Below are 22,318 nucleotides of genomic sequence, written 5' to 3'. Positions count from 1 at the left end.
ACCTATTTTTCAAACAAAAAACGAGCATCCTACGCCTGAAAATCAGGGGCGGGCATCGCCCCCAGGGAAACTAAAGGAATCGTGCGGTAGTTGCCGAGGATTTTTAAAATTTCTGTGTGGGTCTGGAGTTCCGTCAGGGCTGCCTGAACATCGGGATTTGTGAGACAACCATCGAGATCGACAAAAAATAAATATTCCCCCAGGGAGCGTTTCGTGGGACGCGATTCAATGCGGCTGAGGTTAATTTTGCGGCGGGCAAAGACCTCTAGGGCACTCACGAGAACCCCAGGAATTTTTGCGGGCAGGGTAAAGGCAAGGGAAATCACATCCCCAGCCGTTTGGACGTTCTTCCCTAAAACCCAAAACCGGGTGCAATTTTGCGGAAAATCACCAATGGCATCCACCACGATGGGTAAGTGGTAAAGATGTGCTGCCCGGGGCGCGGCGATCGCCCCTAGGTGAGGATTGTCCTTGAGGCTACCCAAGACCGCCGTGGTTGAATTCGCTTCAATGAGGGCCGCATGGGGCAGATGTTTTTCCAGCCACCGTTGACATTGGGCCAAGGCCTGGGGGTGGGAGCGGACTTCTTTGATCTCGCTAAAGTCTGGGGCGAAGGAAATTAGGGCATGGTGGATGGGGAGAATAATTTGATGGCAGATGGATAAAGGGTGCAATTCCCAGACCAAATCTAAGGCGATCGCCACCGACCCTTGAATCGAATTTTCCACCGGGATCACCGCTAACTGCACCTCATCGTGGGCGAGGGCATACAAACTCTGGGCAATGCTTTGGCAGGGTACTAGATCCACAGCCGGCGATTGTTCCCGCTGCAACCATCCTTGATAGGTCTGTGCCGCTGCTTCGGCGTTGGTGCCCGCTGGCCCAAGGTGAGCAATTTTTATGGTCATACCCGACGATCAATCTGCGAATGTTTCCAATCCTACCAATTTTTAAGGGCGTTGCCGCTGCCGTGGTCGCGTCGTCCACCAGATCATCGCCCCACTGGCCAGGAGCAAAAGCAAGCCCAGGGCATTGAGAAAAGGATAGATCACCTCTAAATTCACAGGGCCAAAATGTCCCCGGTGGAGCTCTAGTAACCAATAAAAATCCGCCGTATTGCCCGTCAAAGAAGCCACTTGAAACAGGGATCCCGTCAACACCGTAATCAACAGAGGCGCGACCATAATCGGCACAAGGCGGCGGTGGATTTGACGGAGATCGCGTTGGGGAAAAGCCATAGCTGCTGTTACCTCGAAAAATAATCCCCTCTATTGTGGGATGTTTTCCAGAGATTGGTGGCTTGGGGCCGGGGCTGTGGCTTGGAAATATTTGTGGGCCGTGTAGGCGAGGGTAACGACCCCTGTCAGAATTGCGCTTTCATCAATGTCAAAGAGGGGGTGGTGCAGGGGATAGTTCAAGCGGTTTTGGTGGCCGACCCCCAAGCGAAACATCGTCCCGGGGAGATTTTCGAGGTACATAGAAAAATCTTCGGCCCCCAGGGAAGGCTCCGGCAAAATTTCTACATGGCGATCGCCTAGGGCTTCCCGACTCGCCTGTTCAAGGATTTTCGTCAAACCGGGATCATTTTGCACCGAAGGCACCCCCCGCTGGTAGTTGACCTTATATTTCGCGCCGTAGGTATTGCAGATGTTGGCGACAATATTTTCAATCCATTGGGGTAAATCCGCATGGGTTTCTGGGTGGAGCGATCGCACGGTGCCAGTCATGTGTACTTCATCGGCGATGACATTGGCGGCCCGGCCCCCGTTAATTTTGCCAATGGTGAGGACGATGGGTCGCAGGGGATTTTGGGTGCGGCTGATCGACTGTTGTAGGGCCGTGACCACCTGGGCAGCAATCCAAATCGCATCAATGGCTTGGTGGGGTCGCGCCCCATGGCCCGATTCACCGTAGATAAAAATTTCTAAATCATCGGCGGCAGCCGTCAGGGCACCATAGCGAATCCCAATGTTTTTAGCGGGAATGGTCGGGAAAACGTGTAAGCCAATCACCCCATCGATCCCCACCAAGGCACCGTCATCAACCATCCATTTCGCCCCCTGGGCAATTTCTTCGGCGGGCTGAAATAAAAAACGAATATTACCGGCGATCGCCTCCGGAAGTTGGGCCAAGACCATCGCTGCTCCCAGACCCACCGTTGTGTGTACATCATGGCCGCAGGCGTGCATCACTCCCATGCGGGTAGAAGCGTAATCTAATTTTGTACATTCTTGGATCGGCAGCGCATCCATATCGACGCGGATCCCTAGGGTGCGCGGATCGGTGCCTTGGCCCCGGAGGTTACCAACCACCCCTGTTTTTCCCACGGACTCCTGTACCGCAATGCCGCAGGAAGACAAAACCCCAGACACATAGGCCGCTGTCTGTTGCTCCTCGCCGCTCAGTTCAGGGTGGGCATGGATATGGCGACGGATTTCAATTAAACGGGGCGCTAAGGTTTCGGCAAGGCTTTTAATTTCGGCGAGCATAGGGGCGGTCAACTTTGGACTGGCAGTTGCAATGGAGGTTTAGCCTTTTATTTTAAAACAGCTAATTTGCTGGCGTTGTTCGGAGTTGTTGCTCACTAACGGCGATCGCCTCTGGATTTTTTAAAACCACCCCACAACAAAAATCCCCAGAAAAACTCCGGGGATCCAACAACCTTCTCCAAAACAAAAGACAAAACGACGAATTTTAAATAATGACAAGCTCAAATCAAACCAGCAAACACAGGTTTCTTAGATGGCACCCATGCTACCTAGGCCGAGGATCACCCCAACACCGAGGATATGTCCGAAACTCGTGGTTGCTAAGAGCGCAGGGAGACCCATACCACCGAACATATCAGGCATCGGCAATTCGGGGCCTTCGGAGGGGTGCTTAATGGTGGCTTTCCCAATGGCGATCGCCAAAACATTGCAGATCACCATCACAACGGCGACTTTGGGGCTCCAGGCCATGGTGGTGGGCACAGCAGCGGCAAGGGTAAGGGCAAGGGACATAAATCTTGACTCCTAAATAACGATTAAATAAATTTTGGATTTTTTAGCGTAATTGTCCCTAGTTTTGCCCAAAGCTGAGCCTTTGCTTTATTTCCTTTGCAATACTTAGCAACATCGTAAAGTTTTATAAATGGATCGTCCCCATCGGCTACTCAGCACGAATCAATGCCAGTTCAATTTCATCTTCTGTGGGTTGGGCGATCGCCGCCGTCACGTTGGGGCCAAAAAACCGTTCAATTTTCTCCTGGCGGGTCTGCCAATCTTCTAGGGAAAATAACGGCGACTTAAATTCCAGTACCAACGCATAGCGTCCTTCCCGGGATTCCTCGCGGATGTGGTGTAATAGAGGCCGTTCCTCGTCCGTCGGGCTTAATCCTAAGCGTTCTAGGGCATCATCTAAATGACAATCTTGACCATAGCGATACCGGGTCACATCTTTTCTGATTTGCTGTTGAGTTGCCGTTGCTTGGCTGTCCCGCAGTGCTTCTAATTCCGGTGAAAGCGCTTTGCTGTAGGCGATCGGTTTAATTTCCGCTGCCTTGAGGGCCAACCCGCCCAAAAGAATCGGGATGCCGTAGAACATCCCCGCCAAATTTAAGGTGGCATTACCAAAGCCATAGGCCGCGAAACCCACCACCGAGAGAATACCTCCCACCACTAAACCCACACTACCCAGGGAAATTTTGCCGAACATCCAGTTGCCCCATTAATCCTAAAAAACACAAAACGTTACTAATCTTAACATGGTGATTTTAGGTCGTCGGCAAACTGTAATCACTATTGGGCGTGGAAGGGTCAGTAATTGTCGCCACCAAAGTCTTGATCACGTCCTTCGCGCCTTTGCCACCAGTGACAATCACCCGATGGGCTAAAACAAACGGTGCAAGGTATTTGATGTCATCGGTCGTAATGAAATCTCGATCCGCCAAGAACGCATAGGCCTGGGCCGCCCGTTGGAGAGCCACCGTGCCCCGGGGACTCACCCCCAGAATAATCCCTTCGTAATTACGGGATTTTTGGACAATTTTGACGATATATTCCTGGATCGATTTTTCGACGTGGATTTGATTCACAAGACCTTGGAGTTCACGCATCTCCTCTAGAGAAATACAGGGCTTGAGTTCCTCTGGGGCAATGCGGGATTGGTGGAGTTGGAGCATATCTACCTCCTCAGAAAAGCCAGGATAGCCGAGGGTAAGCGAAAGAATAAAACGATCCATCTGGGCTTCTGGGAGCGGAAAGGTGCCCTGATATTCGATGGGGTTCTGGGTCGCAATCACGAAGAAAGGTTTAGGTACTTTACGGGCTTCACCATCGACGGTCACCTGTTGCTCTTCCATTACTTCGAGGAGTGCGGACTGGGTACGGGGGGTGGCCCGATTAATTTCGTCGGCGAGGAGGACATTGGCAAACACAGGGCCGGATAAAAATTCAAATTCGCGGCTACTGGGATTCCAAATATTGGTGCCTGTAATGTCACTGGGCAAGAGATCGGGGGTGCATTGAATCCGCTGAAAGCGTCCATTGACGGAACGGGCGAGGGATTTTGCTAAAAGGGTCTTGCCAACGCCGGGGACGTCTTCGAGGAGCACATGGCCGCCACTTAACATCGCCACAAGGACAAGACGAATGGCATCCTCTTTACCGACGATGGTTTTCGAGAGGTTATCGGTGAGGTCACGAATGCGTTCTTTCATGCTGATTGGAGGTGGTGGTGAGCAGGGTACGGGCGCGATCGCCATCCTGGTGAATTTGATTTTGGAGGGCCTGGAGGGAGGCAAATTTTTGTTCTGGACGCAGGTAATGGAGGAGATCAACCTTCAAGTTGGCCCCATAGAGATCCTGGTGATAATCCAAGAGGTGCACTTCCACCGTCGGCAGGGCAGTGGTTGTGACCGTGGGGCGACACCCAATGTTTAGTATGCCCCATTGGGCGGTGGGCAAAACATCGCTGGTGACTTGCACCGCATAGACTCCGTATTTCGGTAAAAATTTCGTCGCTTCTCCCTGGAGATTGGCGGTGGGAAAACCGATTTGACGGCCTAATTTTTGACCATGGGTTACGGTGCCTTGGAGGGAATAGGGACGACCGAGCAGTTGATTTGCGTATTGAATTTGTCCCGTCGCCAGGGCTTCGCGAATGGCAGAACTGCTAATTCTTGTTTCGGCTTCCCGGCACAGGGGCGTGATATGAACATCAATCCCAAAGCTTTTGGCGATCGCCTGGAGATCAGTGGCACTGCCACTCCGCCCCCGACCAAAGGAAAAATCACTCCCGACACTAATGGACTGGGTTTGTAACTGTTTGACGAGGATTTCAGCGACAAACTCCTGGGGAGAGAGGGCCGCGAGTTCCCGGTCGAAGGGGAGCAATACCAATTGTTCGATCCCAAACTGCGCTAGAAAGGCTTGTTTTTCTGGGAGGGGCGTGAGGAGATGTTGGGGGTTCCCAGAGAAAAACTCCCGGGGGTGGGGGTCAAAGGTGACAACGGTGGCGTGGATTTTAGGAGAATTTGAAAGGCGATCGCCTACCACAACCCCTTGGGACAGCGCCCTTGCTTGGGTAACCGCCGGGGCAATGACCCGCTGGTGTCCCCGGTGAACCCCGTCAAAATTGCCCAGGGCAATGCAAGTGGGTGTTAACGCTTCAGTTGTTGATGAGATTACCCGCACGCTTTACAGTCCGAAACATTTGACCGTATTTTATACCGATATCAGACGGATAGTGCTTGGGCCGACCCAGGCAGCCCAGGATTTCCTTCTCCGGAGGCTTGCAAAATAATGGTCTTTCCTTCTTGGGCGATCGCCGTTCGGGGAAAAATAGCCTGGGCCGCTGCTTGGACGCCATCGAGGAAATCATCACCATGGCTTGGATCATGGTGAAACAAAATTAATTGCTTAACGTTGGCGGCCTGGGCCACCTTCACCGCCTCTTGCCAGGTACTATGGCCCCAGCCCACTTTGCTATGGCGCGGATCATGATATTCCTCGTCCGTGTAGGTCGCATCCATGATGAGGACATCGGCTCCCTGGGCGAGCCGTAGCACTTGATCATCGAGGCGATCGCCGTAATGTTCCGTGTCTGTGATGTAGGCGACCCCCAAACCTTGCCAATCGACCCGATAGCCCACCGCGCCACCGGGATGATTCAAAGGCCCATTGGTGACTCGTACTTCTCCGAGGGACACCGTTTCCCCCAGGGCTAAGGCAACAAAGTTTAGCTCCGCCCGCATCACCTGGAGAGGCACCGGAAAGTTGGGATGGAGCATTTGGTCATGGAGCCGTTTTTGAATCGGGATCTCGTCGTCCGCAGTGACGCCATAGATATTGAAACGATTTTGTGGCTGAAAAGCGGGCGTAAAAAAAGGAAACCCCTGGATGTGATCCCAATGGGAGTGGGAGAAAAATAAATGGGCAGCAATCGGTACCGATTCAGCGACCAACGCTTCACCCAGCAGGCGCAGTCCCGTACCGCCATCAAAGATTAGGCGTTGATTTCCCGCGCACATCTCTACACAGGAGGTGTTGCCCCCGTAGCGGACGGTTTCTCGCCCGGGGCAAGGAATACTGCCACGCACCCCCCAAAACTTGATCTTAAATTCCGTCTGGGCCTGGGCCATGGCTCGTAAATATTACGTAAATATTAAATGAATTGACGTGGGAAGGGGGTCTTGCCTGAGATCGTTGGTTTTTGGCGATGCTAAGACTGCCCTAGAGCTTCGATGCGACCAGCATTTCTATTGGTAAAACAAGCAAGATAGTAAGAATAGCTACCGTTAGACTAACAAACCCTGCCATCGATTTAGGGGGTTTGCATCACTTACGTAGCGTGATTTGGATCACCAGATCAACGACCTAGGTGGTGCAGTTGATTAATAACCTCGGTACAGGTTTGGGTTACTTGGTTCAGGGATTCTTTTTTCACGGCCGGGGGCGGGGCGATCGCCTCACCAATGCGCACGGTTAAGGGTACCGATTGGGGCATTTTCTTTCCCTTGACTAAAATTTTCTCAGTGCCCCAAAGACTAATGGGTAATAGGGGAACCTGGGCTTTCGCCGCAATGAGGGCTGCACCAGGTTTAGGATCGGTGATCGTACCGTCTGGAGTCCGAGTGCCCTGGAGAAAAATACCTACGCCCCAACCTTGTTCGAGGGCTTTGATCGCCGCGCGGATCGCCCCCCGATCCCCAGCTCCCCGCTTCACTGGGTAAGCGCCATAGAGAGTGATCGCCTGCTTGAGAATTGGCACCTGAAATAATTCTTCCTTCGCCATAAAAGCCACCGGACGACAGAGGCAATTGGATAAAATCGGTGGGTCAAAGTTACTGGCATGGTTACTCACCGCGATAAATGGCCCCTCCCTGGGCACATGCTCAATCCCATACACCCGGCCCCGAAAATACGTCCGAAACACCGGGTTCACAAAGCCCCACTTAAAGGCACGGTAAAGAATCAGGCTACTCAAAGGTTCCCTGGCGCGGGGAGATTCTAACTCAGGCATGGTGAAACAAGCGGCGAAACAACGGATTTGATCAGTCGATATTACCGCGATCGCCGGATCGATACCTAGACTCTCGGGACGAATTCAGAGAATTTTCACCTTCGTGACCTGTGGTGATGGAATTCCTGATGATTTGTCGAGTTTTGCCCATTGGCTTTCGTCGTGGCCCCAAGCGTTATTTTGTAGCTTAAAGAACTTAATTTTTTCTTAAGATTCTTTTGGGGATCCAGAAACACTTTTAAGAATAAGGTTTTATATCAAAAATTGTTACTTAAATTACAAAAGAAAAATTCGGAAAACATCTTGCCAAAATGCGAATAGATAAAGAAATATCAAACTTTCAAGAAGAACTATTTTGCTTAGCTTATGTCTTTGTAGTAGACGTTACAACCATTGGGGATCAATCGGTGTTAGCTTATCATCGAGAGATATAAAAGACTATTTAAATATTTACCCAGGAATCCCATGGCTCAAATTCTTGATCCCATCCCAAATGATGACAACAAAGCTCTACTTTGCTGCTATGTAAATGCAACCAGTCAAATTCAAGTTGCGCGTATTACAAATGTTGAAGATTGGTATTTTGAGCGGGTTGTTTTTCCCGGGCAACGGCTAATGTTTGAAGCCCTCCCCCAGGCGATCTTAGAAATTCATACGGGGATGATGGCGAGTGCTATTTTATCGGACACGATCCCCTGCTATCGTCTGGCAATGCAAGAAACTGGCTCGGAAACAGATGAACCAGAGCCGGCCCCGGTAAATCAAGATATTCCTGCGGCTAGACCGGTGGCGATCGCCCCCTAAGTTTTTCCTTAAATTTTTGCCACGAGCCATCCTCCGGGGTGGTTTTATTTTGTCTTCCCCCATCGTTAAACCCCAAAGCCAAAATGTAAGATAGAATACCGCTCCTAACTCTATTTGACCTTGACCGCCCATGACTAAGACCCTGCCTTCTGTAACTGTAATTGGTGGTGGCCTCGCTGGCACAGAAGCCGCCTGGCAAATTGCCCAAGCCGGGGTTCCGGTCACTCTCTATGAAATGCGCCCCGTCCAAAAAAGTCCAGCCCACCATACCGCCGACCTCGCTGAATTGGTTTGTAGTAATTCTTTTGGGGCGGCCTCCAGCGATCGCGCCGCCGGATTGCTTCACGAGGAACTTCGTCGCCTCCAATCCGTGATCATCAGCACCGCCGACCAACACCGGGTTCCTGCGGGGGGAGCCTTAGCCGTTGACCGGGGCGTTTTTAGTCAAGATCTCACCCAAAAGCTTGCCGAACATCCCCTCGTCACCTTTCGCCGGGAACCCCTAGACCAAATCCCCAGCGAAGGAATTACCGTTTTAGCGACTGGGCCTCTGACCACCGCTGCCCTCGCCACAGAACTGCAACAATTCACGGGCTTGGAATATATGAGCTTCTTTGATGCCGCCAGTCCGATTATTGTTGGTGAAAGCATCAACCAAGACATTGCCTTTCTCGCCTCTCGCTACGACAAGGGAGAAGCTGCCTATCTCAATTGCCCGATGGATCCAGCCCAGTACCAGGCGTTTCGGGCTGCCCTTTGTGAAGCAGAGCAAGCAGAATTGAAAGATTTTGAACTGGAGACCGCGAAATTTTTTGAAGGCTGTCTTCCCATCGAAGAATTAGCTCGCCGTGGTGAAGATACCATGCGTTTTGGCCCCCTAAAACCTGTGGGTCTTTTTGATGCCCGCCTTGGAGATTTTCGCGCCCCCGAAAATAAAGGCAAACGTCCCTATGCAGTGGTGCAATTGCGCCAGGAAGATAAACAAGGTCAACTCTGGAATATGGTGGGTTTCCAAACCAATCTTCGTTGGGGCGAACAAAAGCGGGTGTTCCGGATGATCCCTGGGTTAGAAAATGCTGAATTTGTCCGCATGGGCGTGATGCACCGCAATACGTTTTTAAATTCCCCTGAGTTGCTCGAAGCAACGCTGCAATTTAAAAAACGCCCGACCCTCCTCGCCGCTGGCCAGTTGATTGGCACCGAAGGTTATACAGCAGCCGCAGCAGGGGGATGGCTCGCCGGAACCAATGCCGCGCGGTTAGCCCAAGGATTAACACCTTTGACCTTGCCGGAAACCACCATGATGGGCGCTCTCTTCGAGTTTATCCATAGTGCTTCTCCCAAGCATTTTCAACCGATGCCCCCCAATTTTGGGATTATTCCGCCCCTAGCAGAGCGCGTACGGAGCAAGAAAGAACGGTATGGCGTTTATCGCGATCGCTCCCTCACTGACCTGGAGCAATGGCGGGAAGAATCTTGTCGTCCAGCCGCCTTGGTCTAATAATGTCGTAACGTCCGTCCCCCAGGTTCACCAAGATTTTTGACTCAGCAAGCGTACTTTGATGGTGCGCTTTTTTTGTAGATGGAAGGGTAGGCGATCGCCAAAAAAAATCCCCCGATGATTACCGGGAGATTTACGGGTTAATTAGGCGTAATTCACATAATTCACATTAAACAGAAGTGAGTTGCTTTGCCGCCGCATTAACATTGGCTTCAGGGCTATCAGCCTCAGAAGGAGGAACCACTTGCCAGAACTGGGGTAAATAGCTAGCCCAATTTGCAAGAATTGCCTTGGCTTTCGGGCTACCGGTTTTCTCGGCGTGGGCTGTGATCAGATCCTTCAATTGTTTTTCCCCTGCTGCGGTACCGACCCGTTGAATGTTCACAATCTCTGTATTCATCTTTTCGGGGAGAGTGTTGTGTTCATCGAGAATGTAGGTGAGGCCACCAGTCATCCCTGCGCCCACATTACGACCCACATCACCTAGCACCACAATTACGCCACCGGTCATGTATTCGCAACAGTGGTCGCCAGTACCTTCAACAACGGCTTTACCTTTTGAATTCCGCACCGCAAAACGTTCGCCCGCACGACCATTCGCATAGAGGGTGCCCCCAGTCGCCCCGTAGAGACAGGTATTGCCGATGATTACGTTATCTGCCGCTGCATATTGGGACTGGGTTGGGGGAACGATGATAATTTCACCGCCATTCATCCCTTTACCCACGTAGTCGTTGGCTTCCCCTTCGAGGTGCATGGTCATTCCCAAGAGATTAAAGGCTCCAAAACTTTGACCAGCAGAGCCTTTAAAGTTGAATTTGAGTTCTCCCTCAAAACCTTCATTGCCGTACTGCTTGGCGATAAAACCGGAAACCCGGGCACCGACGGAGCGATCAGTGTTGATGATCTTGAGCTCTTGACTCAGGGAGCCTTGTTCACGGATGGCCTGTTGGACCGCCGCATTTGCCAAAATCTCATCGTCTAGGACAGGGCCATTACTGTGCACATCACCGTGATTCAGCCAATCGCGATTGTCGCGGACATCGGGCAGGTTGGTCAGGCAATCTAGGACGAGACCACTGGTCTTCGTGAGCTTGACGTTTTCACGGGGCTTGAGCAAATCGGCGCGGCCAATAATCTCATTGAGACTCCGGTAGCCGAGTTTGGCCAAGATGGCACGAATTTCTTCGGCGATGAAGTAGAAGAAATTAACCACGTGCTCAGGAATGCCCTTAAAGCGATCGCGGAGGCGTTGTTGTTGGGTTGCGACCCCAACGGGACATTGGTTAGTGTGGCAAACCCGCGCCATGATGCAGCCTTCGGCAATCATCGCAATGGAACCAAAACCGTACTCTTCGGCTCCCATGAGTGCAGCCATGATCACATCCCAGCCGGTTTTTAGACCACCATCGGCCCGGAGGATGACGCGATCGCGCAATTGATTATCCATGAGGGTCTTGTGCACTTCGGTCACACCCAATTCCCAGGGGCAACCTGCGTGCTTAATGGAACTGAGGGGCGAGGCACCAGTACCACCGTCATGGCCAGAAACCATAATGACATCGGCATTAGCCTTCGCAACCCCAGCGGCAATGGTTCCAATGCCAATTTCGGCAACCAGCTTTACGGAAACCTTCGCGGCAGGATTGATCTGGTGGAGATCGTAAATCAGCTGGGCGAGATCCTCGATGGAGTAAATATCGTGGTGGGGGGGCGGGGAAATGAGGGTCACACCGGGCTTAGAATTTCGCAGCATGGCGATGTATTCACTGACTTTTTTGCCGGGTAGTTGTCCCCCTTCGCCAGGTTTCGCCCCTTGGGCCATCTTGATCTCTAGCTGACGACCACTCATCAAATACTCAGGAGTTACCCCAAAGCGGCCGGAGGCAATTTGTTTGATGGCAGAGTTGGCGGTGTCGCCATTGCGCAAGCCGTGGAGGTGGGGCAAGGTCGGGGAATCACCGCTCGCATTCACATCATCAAGGATCTTAAAGCGCACGGGATCTTCGCCCCCTTCGCCGGAGTTGGATTTGGCACCGAGGCGGTTCATGGCGATCGCCAAGGTTTCGTGGGCTTCCCGGGAAAGAGAACCTAAAGACATCCCACCGGTGCAGAAGCGTTTGACGATACTTTCTACGGACTCGACTTCACTAAGGTCAATGGCTTGGCGATCGCTCTTGAAATCAAGTAAATCCCGGAGTGCCGTCGCCGGGCGATTTTCTAGATAATCCTGATAGTTGCCGTAGTGATCAAAGGCTTCTTGCTGATCGTCGTTGTAAGCTGCCACCGCCTTATGGAGGGCCTTGGTCATTTCAGGGGAATTCATGTGATATTCACCCCCCTTGCGGTAATTCACAAAGCCATAATTGGCCAGTTTACTGCCGGAAAGTTCAGGGAAAGCACGACTATGGAACGCAATCCCTTCCTGGGATAGGTCGGCGAGGGTCATGCCACCCACCCGGGACGTGGTGCCCTTGAAGGCGACATTAATCACTTCCATGCCGAGGCCAATCGCTTCAAAGATTTGGGCACCATGGTAGGACTGAAGCAGGGAGATCCCCATCTTGGACAGAATTTTTAGTAGCCCCGCTTCAATGGCATGGCGATAGTTGTCCTGGGCTTTTTCGATGGTCATGGCCGGAATTTGCTCGGCGGCCATTTGCTTCTGGACCCGGGGAATATGCCACCAGTGACGGACGGCTTCTAAGGCGAGGTAAGGACAAACGGCAGAGGCTCCATAACCCACGAGACAGGCAAAGTGATGGGTACTCCAACATTGGGCGGTATCGACCACAATGGAGGCACTCAAGCGGAGGCCAACGCTGATGAGGTGGTGATGCACTGCCCCCACTGCCAAGAGAGGTGGAATAAAACTGTGGTCTTGATCGACGGTGCCGTCGGTGCGATCGCTCAGGATAATAATTTTATTGCCAGCCCGAACGGCAGCTTCCGCCGCTGCACAGAGGCTTGTGAGGGCACCCCGGAGACCATCGGGGCCATTGGCGATCGCATAGGTCGTTGCCAGGGTCGTGGCCCCCAGTTGGCTATCCCGGACCCGTTGCAGTTCTGCTTCGTTGAGGACGGGGCTATTCAGTTTGAGCACCTTGGCATCTTTAGTGCCGCAATCCAAGAGATTACCCCGTTCGCCGAGGTACATATTCAAGGACATGACCAGACTTTCCCGCAGGGGGTCGATGGGAGGGTTGGTGACCTGGGCAAAGCGTTGCTTAAAGTAGTCGTAGAGCAGACGGGGCTTGTCGGACAGTACCGCCAGGGGAATGTCATCGCCCATGCAGAAGGTCGGTTCTTTGCCCATCTCCGCCATGGCATTGATGATCATCTCGACGTCTTCGGCGGTGTAGCCAAAGGCCGTTTGGAGCCGGAGCAGATCGGTTTCGTTTTGCTGGCGATCGCCAACGAAATCTTGGGATTCGAGGACTTGACGATTTTCCTTGAGCCAGGTGCCATAGGGTTGGGATTCAGCAACCCGCTGTTTGATTTCCCAGTTTTTGAGGAGTTCTTGGGTTTGGAAATCAACGGCGACCATCTGGCCAGGGCCGAGGCGACCTTTTTCCACAATATCTTCGTCGAGGACATCCACAACCCCCGCTTCCGAAGACACAAGAATATAGCCGTCCTTGGTGATGCAATAGCGGGCCGGGCGTAAACCATTCCGGTCTAGGGTTGCACCGACAGTTTTACCGTCACTGAATACGAGGAGGGCCGGGCCATCCCAGGGTTCTTGCATACCCGCGTAGTAGTCATAAAAATCGGTGATTTCCGGGTGTTCTTTGAGGCTGGGTTGATTTTGATAGGCTTCTGGCACGAGGATCATCGCCGCTTCCATGGGCGATCGCCCAGCCCGAACCAACAGCTCCATCGCACTGTCTAAATTGAAAGAATCACTATTATCGGTATTGACAATCGGGTGGAGGGCTTCAATATCATCCTTGTCCCAACCGGGAATTTCGAGGATATTTTCCCGGGCCTTCATCCAGTTGATATTCCCGATGAGTGTATTGATTTCCCCGTTGTGACCCAACAAACGCATCGGGTGCGCCAGAGGCCATTTAGGCATGGTATTCGTGCTAAAGCGACGGTGGTAAACCGCAAATTCACTCTTATACAGCGGGTTGGTTAAATCCTTGTAGAACTTACCCAAGACTTCTGACTGTACCATGCCCTTATAAACGATAGTGCGACAGGACAAAGTACACACATAGAAAACATCAGTGAGGTGCTTCCCAATTTCCGAGCGGGCAATATAAAGGGCTTTATCCAGTTCATCGCCAGTTAACCCCTGTTCCGAGACCACAAACACCTGCTTCATCTGGGGTTGGTTTTCCCGCGCCTGAATACCTAGGGTTTCTGGGGCCACAGGTACATCCCGCCACCCTAAAATTTTAAATTGACGACGGGTTAGCACATCTTCAACTAACGCTTTTGCCGCTGCACATTCTGCTTCAGCCTGGGGGAGGAACACCATCCCAACGCCGTAGGTTTCGGGGGCTGGCTGGGTAATCCCTTCCGCTTGGAACCATTCAGCAAATAATTCGTGGGGCAACGCCGTCATCACCCCTGCACCATCACCGGATTCACGGTCGGCGGTACAACCACCCCGGTGCTCCATGCAGCCGAGGGCCGTCAGGGTTTGTTCAATTAATTTATGGGTTTTGCGACCATCTTTATAGGCCAAAAAGCCAACACCACAGGCATCCCGTTCTTCCACAAGCCAACGGGGACCGGTGTAGTAGTTTGTTGTTTCTTGATGATTGTTTTGGGAGAAGGTGCCTTGATGGTTCATTATGTCTCGGTCCATAGGTTAGGAATTTTAGGGTAGAAAAAACCTGGTGTGCTGTGGGGAGGGGACGTATTTTTGGGGACGACTGGCCTCTACACGAACCCACTGGAAATGCTTGACTAGAAATCTCCGTTGGGCTTATTTAGAATAGCGATATTTTGTCGGACGTCAAGTTTTGGGGACGATGATCTCTATCCACTGCTGATCATTCGTGGCTTTGGGCAGGATTTTAGCGACTGCATTTCCCCAGGGGATGACGTTAACGCTCTTTAATTTTTAACTTGACAAAATCTGCGCTAAAGACAGCGTAGCAATATTATAGGAAATAAATTCATTTAACAATAGGGAATACCGTTAAAGGGCAGTCGTTTGGGGGGCGTGAAACATTTCCCCTGGGATAAAGTCAGTGTTTGTTGATGTTGTAAGGAAAGAGTAGGCTTTGATGGGATTACGTCGTTGGCAATGGTTCTTGGGGACAGTGGGTTGTTTTGGGCTGAGTTTTGGGACACCTAATTTGCTGGTGGGAGACTTGGCAAGTCCGCGGGCGAGCGCCAATCCCGTGAGCCTTAATACCCAAATCCAAGCCAAGGGCAGTCAAATTCGCCTCAATGGGCAAACCCTCCGGGGAGCCTGGGCTCAGTGGTCAGAAAATGGCACAGTGCGTCTGGGGATTGAGTCGATGACCTTGGAAAAAACCCTGGGGATGGAATTGGGGAATGGCCTCGATTTGGGACAACAACCAGTCACCTGGTTTGACAATACTCCCTACCAATTGCCGATTCGCTTTGCCGCTCCCTACCGTTACCTCGATGTGACCGCTTTGGCCGCAGCACAACGGTGGCAGGCTCGGCCCAACGGCAATGTCCTTGAGCTGACGACGCCTAAGGGGCAAATTTTGAGTGTCCGCCAGGGGCAACAGACCTGGGGCACGCGCTTGGTCATTGATCTAGACCGGCCTGTACTCTGGCAAAAGGTGAGCCCCACAAAACTGCGGCTCCAGAGTGATTATGGAGTGACGGCCCAACGGCTTAGGGCGCAATTAACGGCGAATGCACTGCCGTTTACCCTCAACGATAGCAACGGTTTAACGGAACTTGTCTTTAAAGCGGGGGCCCCAGAGATCCAGGTCTTTAGTTTGGCGAATCCCCCCCGCCTAGTGGTCGATTTGCGATCGCAACCAGAAAATCAAAATCGGTCTGTGCAATGGCTCCCTGGGGTGCAGTGGCGACAGGAAAATGTTGCGGCCAGTTCTGGGCCTGTGCGGGTGACTTGGCTCGAAATTGACCCGGCCCAACGGCAACTCCAGCTTAAGCCAATCACCCCAGATAACAACACAATCGTAGGGTTAGCGCCCCTGTTGATCCAGGCAGACACCAATCAGGCGATCGCCGCCATTAATGCGGGCTTTTTTAACCGCAATAACCAATATCCCCTGGGAATTGTCCAAGGCAATCGAGCTTTGCGTTCAGGGCCGATTCTCAATCGGGGGGCGGTGGCCTGGGATAATGCGGGCCGCTGGGAATTTGACCGCCTCAAAGTCGAAACCGATATTGTTGCGGGCAATGGCGAACAGGTCGGGGTTGAACTGATCAATAGCGGCTATGTGAAAGCCGGGGCCGCCCTGTATGACCGCGCCTGGGGCAGTCGTTACACCACAGCCGTTGATAATGAAATTGTGCTGACGGTGATGACCTCCGGGGGCCGCGACCAGGTCATTCGCCAGGAAACGGCGGGGAAAGCGGGCCAAAATAGCTATGAAATTCCCCAGGGTGGTTATTTGTTGGTCTTCCGCTCCTTTCGCACCGGGGCGGCCAAATTTCCCGTGGGGGTGACCCTAGAACGGCGACCCAGATTTACCCCCAATAGTTTTGCGACGTTACCGAATATTGTCGGTGGTGGGCCGCTCCTTCTGAAAAATGGTCAGGTTGTTCTCAATGGCCAGGCAGAACAGTTTAGTACGGCCTTCAATATCCAGTCAGCTTCCCGCAGTGCGATCGCCAAAACCCGAGACAACAAAATATTGCTGGTGACCCTCCACGGCGCGGCAGAAGAAACGGCCGGGGCAACCCTCAACGAATGGGCGAATATTCTCCGCCGTCTGGGAGCCACGGATGCCTTGAATTTAGATGGAGGTGGATCTTCGGCCCTCGCCCTTGGTGCTAATTTAAGCGATCGCCACCCCACTACCGCCGGACGGGTTAACAACGGTATCGGCTTGTTTTTAGAATAGAACCGACGCACACTAATCCTCGCCCAAACTACCGATGAATAAACGCCTTGTCCAAGTCATTGTCTTTGTGATGATCGTTCTGTTGCTGGTGCCCCTCCTGGCGACCCCTGCCTTTGGTGCTGATCTCGAGCAGGGCGCCCAGATCTTTGAGGCCCATTGCGCCGGCTGTCATCTCAACGGTGGCAACATTGTCCGGCGCGGCAAAAATCTCAAAAAACGGGCCATGGCGAAAAATGGCTATACCTCTGTAGAGGCGATCGCCAATCTCGTTACCCAGGGGAAAGGCAATATGTCCGCCTACGGTGACAAACTCAGCCCCGAAGAAATCCAGGCTGTTTCCCAATACGTCCTCCAGCAATCCCAAACCGACTGGAAATCTTAAAAATCAAAGTAAATGTAAGGAATATTCCCCTCTGGCCCAAAAATCAAAATACCGTAGAAACAGAGGGGAATCAGCGCCACTTTAAGGCCCCAATTCAGTTGGAGTTGCCACTGGCGTTGCACTAGATATGCTCCTCCCATGCCCAATAGGAGCAAACCCAACAGCACCAAAAAATCAGGTCTTCCTAAACCAAGCCCTTCCAAATAAATTTTTTGGGTAAATTGCAGATCCCCCGGATAATGCCACAGATGTCGCAAAAGCAAGACAGCACGGAGGCCATCTGGTAAACGGAAGGGAATCCAACTCAAAAACACGAACGCCTGGGTCAAGAGCCATGCCCCCAGTATTCCCGGCAGCGACGCCCAGAAATTCTCTAACCACAGCCAACGATTCGCAAACCATTGTCCCAATCGATGAATCCCTAGACCCAAACCGTGGAGACAACCCCAGATAACGTAACCCCAGGCGGCCCCATGCCACAATCCGGCTAAAAACATCACTACAAAAAGATTGGCACAGGTGCGCCCCAACCCGCGTCGGGATCCCCCCAGGGGAAAATACAGATAGTTGCGTAGCCAATCCCCTAAACTGATGTGCCAACGTCGCCAAAATTCTGCCAAACTCGTTGAAAAATAAGGAAAATCAAAATTTGTGGGGAGCTGGAAACCGAGCAACTTAGCACTGCCCAGAGCCAGATCCACATAGCCGCTAAAGTCAAAATAAAGCTGGAGGCCATAGGCCAGAATAAAAAGCCATAGATCACCGCTGCCTGCCCGTTCGAGGTTATTGGCGCAAAGTTCCACAAAAACCCCCAGATTGTCGGCGATGAGGACTTTTTTCACGGCCCCGCTGGCGATGAGCCATAATCCTTCGATCCCTTCGTCGAGTAATAAGCCTGCGGTTCTACGGCTTTGCCCAGAAAAAATATGAAAGCGAGTAATCGGCCCCGACAGGAGTTTAGGGAAAAATAATTTATAGCTGCTAAATGTCAATAGGGATTGGGCCGCGGGAGCACCCCGGTACACATCTACTAAATAGGCGATACATTCGAAGGTGAAGAAGGAAATCCCCAGGGGCGCGATCAGAGTTTCTGGGAAAGCGATCGCCCATTGTTCTAGTCCAGGCCAGGGCCAGAGCCACACTAGATTCTCCAGGGTAAAAGGAATATATTTAAACCCAAAGAGCACCGCTAGATTCAGAAAAATCCCCAGGCCCAGCCAGTACCCCGGCTGCCATTGCCACAATCGAAAAGCTTGCCGCAAAGACTGGGGGCGATCGCCCGATGGGCCTTGGCGCACGAGGAGTTTACCCCAAAAAAAGTTCAAGGCCGTCAGACCCACTAGCAATGGTAAAAACTGTGGTTGTAGCAGGCTATAAAACAAGACACTAGCCAGTAGCAGCAGCCAGCGTTGCAAAGGCGGCCAAAACCGTCCCAAACCCCAATAGCTCACCACCGTTCCCAGGAGGAAACAGCCATAGCCGAAGGATACCAGCCTCATTAGTTCGTTAAAAAAACATCAGGGTCACCATAGCAGCCCTGTCTCAGAATTAATAGCCCTGGCCCGGATCAAAAGGTTCTACAATTTCGACTTCAACGGCCTTTTCAATTTCTGGTTCCGCCTCAATGACCAAAGGAGCCGACACGGGTTCTAGTTCCGGTAAGGCGATGCGCTGGGGCGCTTTTTCCTTCACAAGGTCTGGCATTGGCTCTGCTTTATCTAGCCAGTATTCCGCCACCGGCAGCGTGTGTTCTAGATCCTCTAGCAGTCGCGGAATAATCATCACCGCGTGGAGTTCGCCGATTCGTTCCGCTTCGTGCATCCCCGCATCAATGGCCATCGCCACATTGGAAACAGTACCGCGAATAATCGCCGTACATAGCCCATCACCGATGGTTTCATAGGAGGCCAGTTGTACATCAGCGGACTTTAACATCGCGTCGGCAGCCCCCACCATCGCCGGAAAACCACGGGTTTCTAGGAGACCGATAGAACGATTACTCAGGCGACTATAGCCCCGTTGCTGTTGGGCAATTTCTGCCAAGTGACTGCCAATGGGAAAAATGGCTTCGAGGTTTGGCAACGGTCGGGGAATGACTAATTTAGAAACGTATTGATCAAACTGAGCAGCGGTGCGTGCCCCCTCTTCGACGGCCAGGCGGACATCTGCTGTTTTCCCCCGAACCACGGCTGTACAGTAGCCGCCTCCAGTTTTTTCATAGCCGACAAGGGTAACTGCCGCTGACTTGAGCATCATGTCCGCAGTGCCCACAATTGCCGGAAAGCTCTTAGTGGAAACGAGTCCCAAGGCACAATCTTGAAACGGATGCGCACGGTGGGGTGCTTGGCGGAGGGGTTGCCGACGGGCAGGAAAATTCATAGGAACTGGGGGAAGGATCGGTTTAGAACAGTCTCGCTTTATGATTAAGTTTATCGGGCAAATACTGATTTACCTATCATTTTACGTTATTCCACTTTTGATTCGGCTTTATGATTGGACAACCGCAATCTCCAGAACACAAACTCTCCCCTGAAGAAACGGACGCTTTATTCCGGTCACTACTCCACAAGGAAGGGACTTGGGTGGAGTGGGGCGTTGGTTGCCAACAACTCCAGCAGTCAGGCCATAGCGCCCAGGAAATTTTCGAGCAGACAGGTTTCCAGACGGCCCAGCAAAATATGATCATTGTGGCGGCCCAGGTGTACCAAAGCATCGCAAGTAGTGGTGTGCCCGAAGATCTGCTGGCCTATTGCCGTGGCCCCCGTTCTGATGTGCTGTATGAGCTACGGATCTTGAGTCATAGCCAAAGGGCGATCGCCGCCCAGGTGTGCCAGGCCAAAAGCCTTGAATTTGATGGAGCAAAGGAACTGGCCCGGGCGATGCAAGAGTTTGCCCGCTTACCCCAAATTCCCGATGGTTTCACGGAACACCCTGGGGATGCCGTTGCCTACCAAGCCTGGCGCTCCGCCAAGCAAAAAAAAGATTTACAAGACCGCACCCGCCTCATCGCCAAGGGGTTAAAATTTGCCCATTCTGCCACCGCCCGGCAAAAAATCGAGCAACTCCTCAGTGACCTCACCACCAGCCCCACCAAGGCGGCCCCGCTCCTCCCCCTCTACCGTTACGACGAAGACACCAATGTTCCCCTGCTAATTCCGGTGGCGGGATCTTTACCGTTAGAAAGCGATCGCCTGTTGAGCGTGTCTCCCCTCAAGCAAGCGTCTCCTTTTAATCTCGTGACAGTTGCTGCAGCGACAAGTCTGGTGCCGCTACCCAGTTGGCAAAATGTACTGACGGCGGGGGATCCGGTAGTGATCTTCCACCAAACCGATCAACTGCCTCAGCCCATTCCCGGTAAGCCGGAACCCGTTTTGATTTTGCTCGATCGTCAACAAACTGTTTGGAATGACAACAGCTACTTTGCGGTGGATGCCGACGGCAAAGTGGAATTGGGTTGGTTTGCCGAAGCACCGATCGCCAAAATTTTAGGCCAAGTCCTCTTGGTGATGCGCCCGAAAAAAATTCTCGATGAGAATAACCTCCGGGAACCCTGGCAAATGGACGATTAAGCGCAAAAAATGCTGCTTTTGCCCGAATTCCTCTCTATTTAGCGCCAAAATTTTTATCTAGAAATTTCCCCTAACGGTGTACTAGATAGCATTACTTTTCTGGGCGATTGCGTTACAGTATGAAATACAGAGCGTTATTCCTGAGGTGAAAAATGCCGCACTCGACCACTGCCTACACTGAAGCATCCCCAGATCACGCCATTTGGGACAGCCTGAAGCAGGCGATCGCCCGCAGTTCTGGTTTCAAGCGCTGGTATGCAAACCATTGCGAAATCCTCGCCCTTGAGAACCTCAGCGTCGATCAGCAAGTCACCATTTACCTCAAGGAAACCCTAGAGACCCTCGCTTATTAAGCGCCCCTCTCAATAGGGATCTGGTGGGCAACTACCAGCAAATCTTCGAGTTTCGTTTTCGTTCCAAACATCTTTCAAGATCAAAATAGTCAGCGGCGTTTTCCCTTCGGTTTGCGGCTGGCTGTTTTTTTGTGGGGCGATCGTTGGTTTGGCTTGGCTTTTTTTACCAGGTTTTGTAAGGCTCCAATCTCCGCCGTCGTTAAATGCCGCCATTCCCCCGGCCCTAGACCAGTGAGGGTTAATCTCGCTGGCCCTGCACCCATGGCGACGCGCATAAGGCGTAATGTGGGGTGGCCTACTGCGGCGGTCATGCGGCGCACCTGACGATTTCGCCCTTCCGTTAAGGTCAGTTCTAACCAGGCCGTCGGGACATTTTTCCGGAAGCGGATCGGGGGTTCTCGTGCGGGGACGGTTGGTTCAGGGGTCAAGAGATTGGCGATCGCCGGCCGGGTTTTTTTCCCTTGCACCATTACCCCCTGGCGCAACTGTTCTAATGCCTGCCCGTCTGGAATATTCTCCACCTGTACCCAATAGGTGCGAGGGTGAGCAAATTTCGGTTCGCAAAGATAATGCTTCAAAGGAGCATCATTGGTCAATAATAAAAGCCCTTCGCTATCCAAATCCAAACGACCCACAGAATAAATATCTGGCACAGGCACAAAATCCTTCAACGTTTGCCGCTGTGACCCTTGGGGGCTATTATCAGTAAACTGACAAAGGACATTATAAGGCTTGTGGAGCAAAACGTATGAGTGCTGCATTAGAACAAGAGATGACTACTAACATCATGCCCGAAGTCACCTCCCAGACACCAGAAAAAATCCAACTTCAGGAAACCCAGCCCAGCCCCCTTGCGACTGCCCCGGCGGTGGTTCCTGAAACAAAAGCAGGGGAAAGTCCTCTCCTTGGCTTACTTTTGCTAGTGCCCTTTATTTTTCTGATTTTGATTGCAGCCGTTGTCGTTGAGCGCCTAATTAAATGGGGTTTGCGAAAATTCTTTGCGCCCCAAACCTCTCCAGCAACTTCAATGCCGTCGTCTCCCTTCGCCATCTCCCGTGGCTGACCCCCATTTTTGTTAAAAACGAAAAGTTTTCATGGAGTCACCCTGTCTCTTTTTTAAAGATTAGAAAAAGTTTGTTTATGATGTCACCATAGCAATGCTTAAAATTTAAAGC

Annotated in this window: 20 protein-coding genes; 7 read left to right on the top strand and 13 right to left on the bottom strand. The window is 52.1% G+C overall.

Features of this window, described 5'->3' with window-relative positions; translation table 11 throughout:
* Positions 1-29: 29 nt before the first annotated feature.
* From pheA to AWQ22_RS12045, 9 genes are all read right to left on the bottom strand, one after another.
* Positions 30-908, bottom strand: coding sequence for a prephenate dehydratase (pheA, locus tag AWQ22_RS12085; RefSeq protein ID WP_065711243.1), 879 nt, complete (start codon positions 906-908; stop codon positions 30-32).
* A 42-nt stretch (positions 909-950) separates the two neighbouring features.
* Positions 951-1,238: a hypothetical protein gene (locus tag AWQ22_RS12080; protein WP_030006891.1), complete on the bottom strand. Its 288-nt coding sequence runs from the start codon at positions 1,236-1,238 to the stop codon at positions 951-953.
* 30 nt (positions 1,239-1,268) lie between these two features.
* The gene (locus tag AWQ22_RS12075; RefSeq protein WP_030006890.1) at positions 1,269-2,489 is read right to left on the bottom strand and encodes a M20 family metallopeptidase; all 1,221 of its coding nucleotides are present in this window, start codon (positions 2,487-2,489) and stop codon (positions 1,269-1,271) included.
* Positions 2,490-2,738: 249 nt separating this feature from the next.
* Positions 2,739-3,002 (bottom strand): photosystem I reaction center subunit PsaK, encoded by a 264-nt coding sequence (psaK, locus tag AWQ22_RS12070; RefSeq protein WP_065711242.1) that lies wholly within the window; start codon positions 3,000-3,002, stop codon positions 2,739-2,741.
* A 148-nt stretch (positions 3,003-3,150) separates the two neighbouring features.
* Positions 3,151-3,696: a DUF2854 domain-containing protein gene (locus tag AWQ22_RS12065; protein WP_030006889.1), complete on the bottom strand. Its 546-nt coding sequence runs from the start codon at positions 3,694-3,696 to the stop codon at positions 3,151-3,153.
* A gap of 58 nt (positions 3,697-3,754) precedes the next feature.
* Positions 3,755-4,699 carry a MoxR family ATPase gene (locus AWQ22_RS12060; protein ID WP_065711241.1) on the bottom strand — a complete coding sequence of 315 codons (945 nt, stop codon included), beginning with the start codon at positions 4,697-4,699 and terminating at the stop codon, positions 3,755-3,757.
* Positions 4,680-5,675 (bottom strand): bifunctional riboflavin kinase/FAD synthetase, encoded by a 996-nt coding sequence (locus AWQ22_RS12055; RefSeq protein WP_012307994.1) that lies wholly within the window; start codon positions 5,673-5,675, stop codon positions 4,680-4,682. The genes AWQ22_RS12060 and AWQ22_RS12055 overlap by 20 nt, the downstream gene beginning before the upstream one ends.
* A 41-nt stretch (positions 5,676-5,716) precedes the next feature.
* Positions 5,717-6,622, bottom strand: a complete 906-nt coding sequence (locus AWQ22_RS12050; protein WP_065711240.1) for an MBL fold metallo-hydrolase — start codon at positions 6,620-6,622, stop codon at positions 5,717-5,719.
* A 227-nt stretch (positions 6,623-6,849) separates the two neighbouring features.
* Entirely contained in the window at positions 6,850-7,503 is a 654-nt protein-coding gene (locus AWQ22_RS12045; RefSeq protein ID WP_065711239.1) for a 1-acyl-sn-glycerol-3-phosphate acyltransferase, read from the bottom strand.
* 465 nt (positions 7,504-7,968) lie between these two features.
* Here AWQ22_RS12045 and AWQ22_RS12040 point away from each other — a divergent pair, with 465 nt between their 5' ends.
* Positions 7,969-8,307 (top strand): DUF1830 domain-containing protein, encoded by a 339-nt coding sequence (locus AWQ22_RS12040; protein ID WP_030006887.1) that lies wholly within the window; start codon positions 7,969-7,971, stop codon positions 8,305-8,307.
* Between the two features lie 130 nt (positions 8,308-8,437).
* The gene (gene trmFO / locus AWQ22_RS12035; RefSeq protein ID WP_065711238.1) at positions 8,438-9,808 is read left to right on the top strand and encodes an FADH(2)-oxidizing methylenetetrahydrofolate--tRNA-(uracil(54)-C(5))-methyltransferase TrmFO; all 1,371 of its coding nucleotides are present in this window, start codon (positions 8,438-8,440) and stop codon (positions 9,806-9,808) included.
* Positions 9,809-9,977: 169 nt separating this feature from the next.
* On the opposite strand, the gene gltB is transcribed toward trmFO, so the two are convergent.
* Positions 9,978-14,612 carry a glutamate synthase large subunit gene (gltB, locus tag AWQ22_RS12030; RefSeq protein ID WP_065711237.1) on the bottom strand — a complete coding sequence of 1,545 codons (4,635 nt, stop codon included), beginning with the start codon at positions 14,610-14,612 and terminating at the stop codon, positions 9,978-9,980.
* A 439-nt stretch (positions 14,613-15,051) separates the two neighbouring features.
* On the opposite strand from gltB, the gene AWQ22_RS12025 reads away from it, so the two are divergent.
* Positions 15,052-16,839: a phosphodiester glycosidase family protein gene (locus AWQ22_RS12025; protein ID WP_065711236.1), complete on the top strand. Its 1,788-nt coding sequence runs from the start codon at positions 15,052-15,054 to the stop codon at positions 16,837-16,839.
* Positions 16,840-16,873: 34 nt separating this feature from the next.
* Positions 16,874-17,221 (top strand): c-type cytochrome, encoded by a 348-nt coding sequence (locus tag AWQ22_RS12020; protein ID WP_065711235.1) that lies wholly within the window; start codon positions 16,874-16,876, stop codon positions 17,219-17,221.
* On the opposite strand, the gene AWQ22_RS12015 is transcribed toward AWQ22_RS12020, so the two are convergent.
* Positions 17,218-18,720: an MBOAT family protein gene (locus AWQ22_RS12015; protein ID WP_065711234.1), complete on the bottom strand. Its 1,503-nt coding sequence runs from the start codon at positions 18,718-18,720 to the stop codon at positions 17,218-17,220. The genes AWQ22_RS12020 and AWQ22_RS12015 overlap by 4 nt on opposite strands.
* Before the next feature lie 49 nt (positions 18,721-18,769).
* Positions 18,770-19,600 (bottom strand): BMC domain-containing protein, encoded by an 831-nt coding sequence (locus AWQ22_RS12010; RefSeq protein WP_012307985.1) that lies wholly within the window; start codon positions 19,598-19,600, stop codon positions 18,770-18,772.
* 110 nt (positions 19,601-19,710) lie between these two features.
* Between AWQ22_RS12010 and raf1 the strand changes: the two genes are divergently transcribed.
* Positions 19,711-20,790, top strand: coding sequence for a RuBisCO accumulation factor 1 (raf1, locus tag AWQ22_RS12005; RefSeq protein WP_065711233.1), 1,080 nt, complete (start codon positions 19,711-19,713; stop codon positions 20,788-20,790).
* A 152-nt stretch (positions 20,791-20,942) separates the two neighbouring features.
* On the top strand, positions 20,943-21,143 hold the full coding sequence (locus tag AWQ22_RS12000; RefSeq protein ID WP_012307983.1) for a hypothetical protein: 201 nt from the start codon (positions 20,943-20,945) through the stop codon (positions 21,141-21,143).
* An 89-nt stretch (positions 21,144-21,232) separates the two neighbouring features.
* Here the strand turns inward: AWQ22_RS12000 and AWQ22_RS11995 are convergent, their stop codons facing one another.
* Positions 21,233-21,904, bottom strand: a complete 672-nt coding sequence (locus AWQ22_RS11995; RefSeq protein ID WP_065711232.1) for a pseudouridine synthase — start codon at positions 21,902-21,904, stop codon at positions 21,233-21,235.
* On the opposite strand from AWQ22_RS11995, the gene AWQ22_RS11990 reads away from it, so the two are divergent.
* The gene (locus AWQ22_RS11990) at positions 21,892-22,206 is read left to right on the top strand and encodes a hypothetical protein (protein WP_065711231.1); all 315 of its coding nucleotides are present in this window, start codon (positions 21,892-21,894) and stop codon (positions 22,204-22,206) included. The genes AWQ22_RS11995 and AWQ22_RS11990 overlap by 13 nt on opposite strands.
* The last annotated feature ends 112 nt before the right edge of the window (positions 22,207-22,318 follow it).

It is taken from the genome of Picosynechococcus sp. PCC 7117, assembly GCF_001693275.1.
Classification (GTDB): Bacteria; Cyanobacteriota; Cyanobacteriia; order Cyanobacteriales; family MRBY01; genus MRBY01.
Note: the sequence above shows the minus strand (reverse complement) of the source record. Positions and strands in the feature narration are given on the sequence as shown.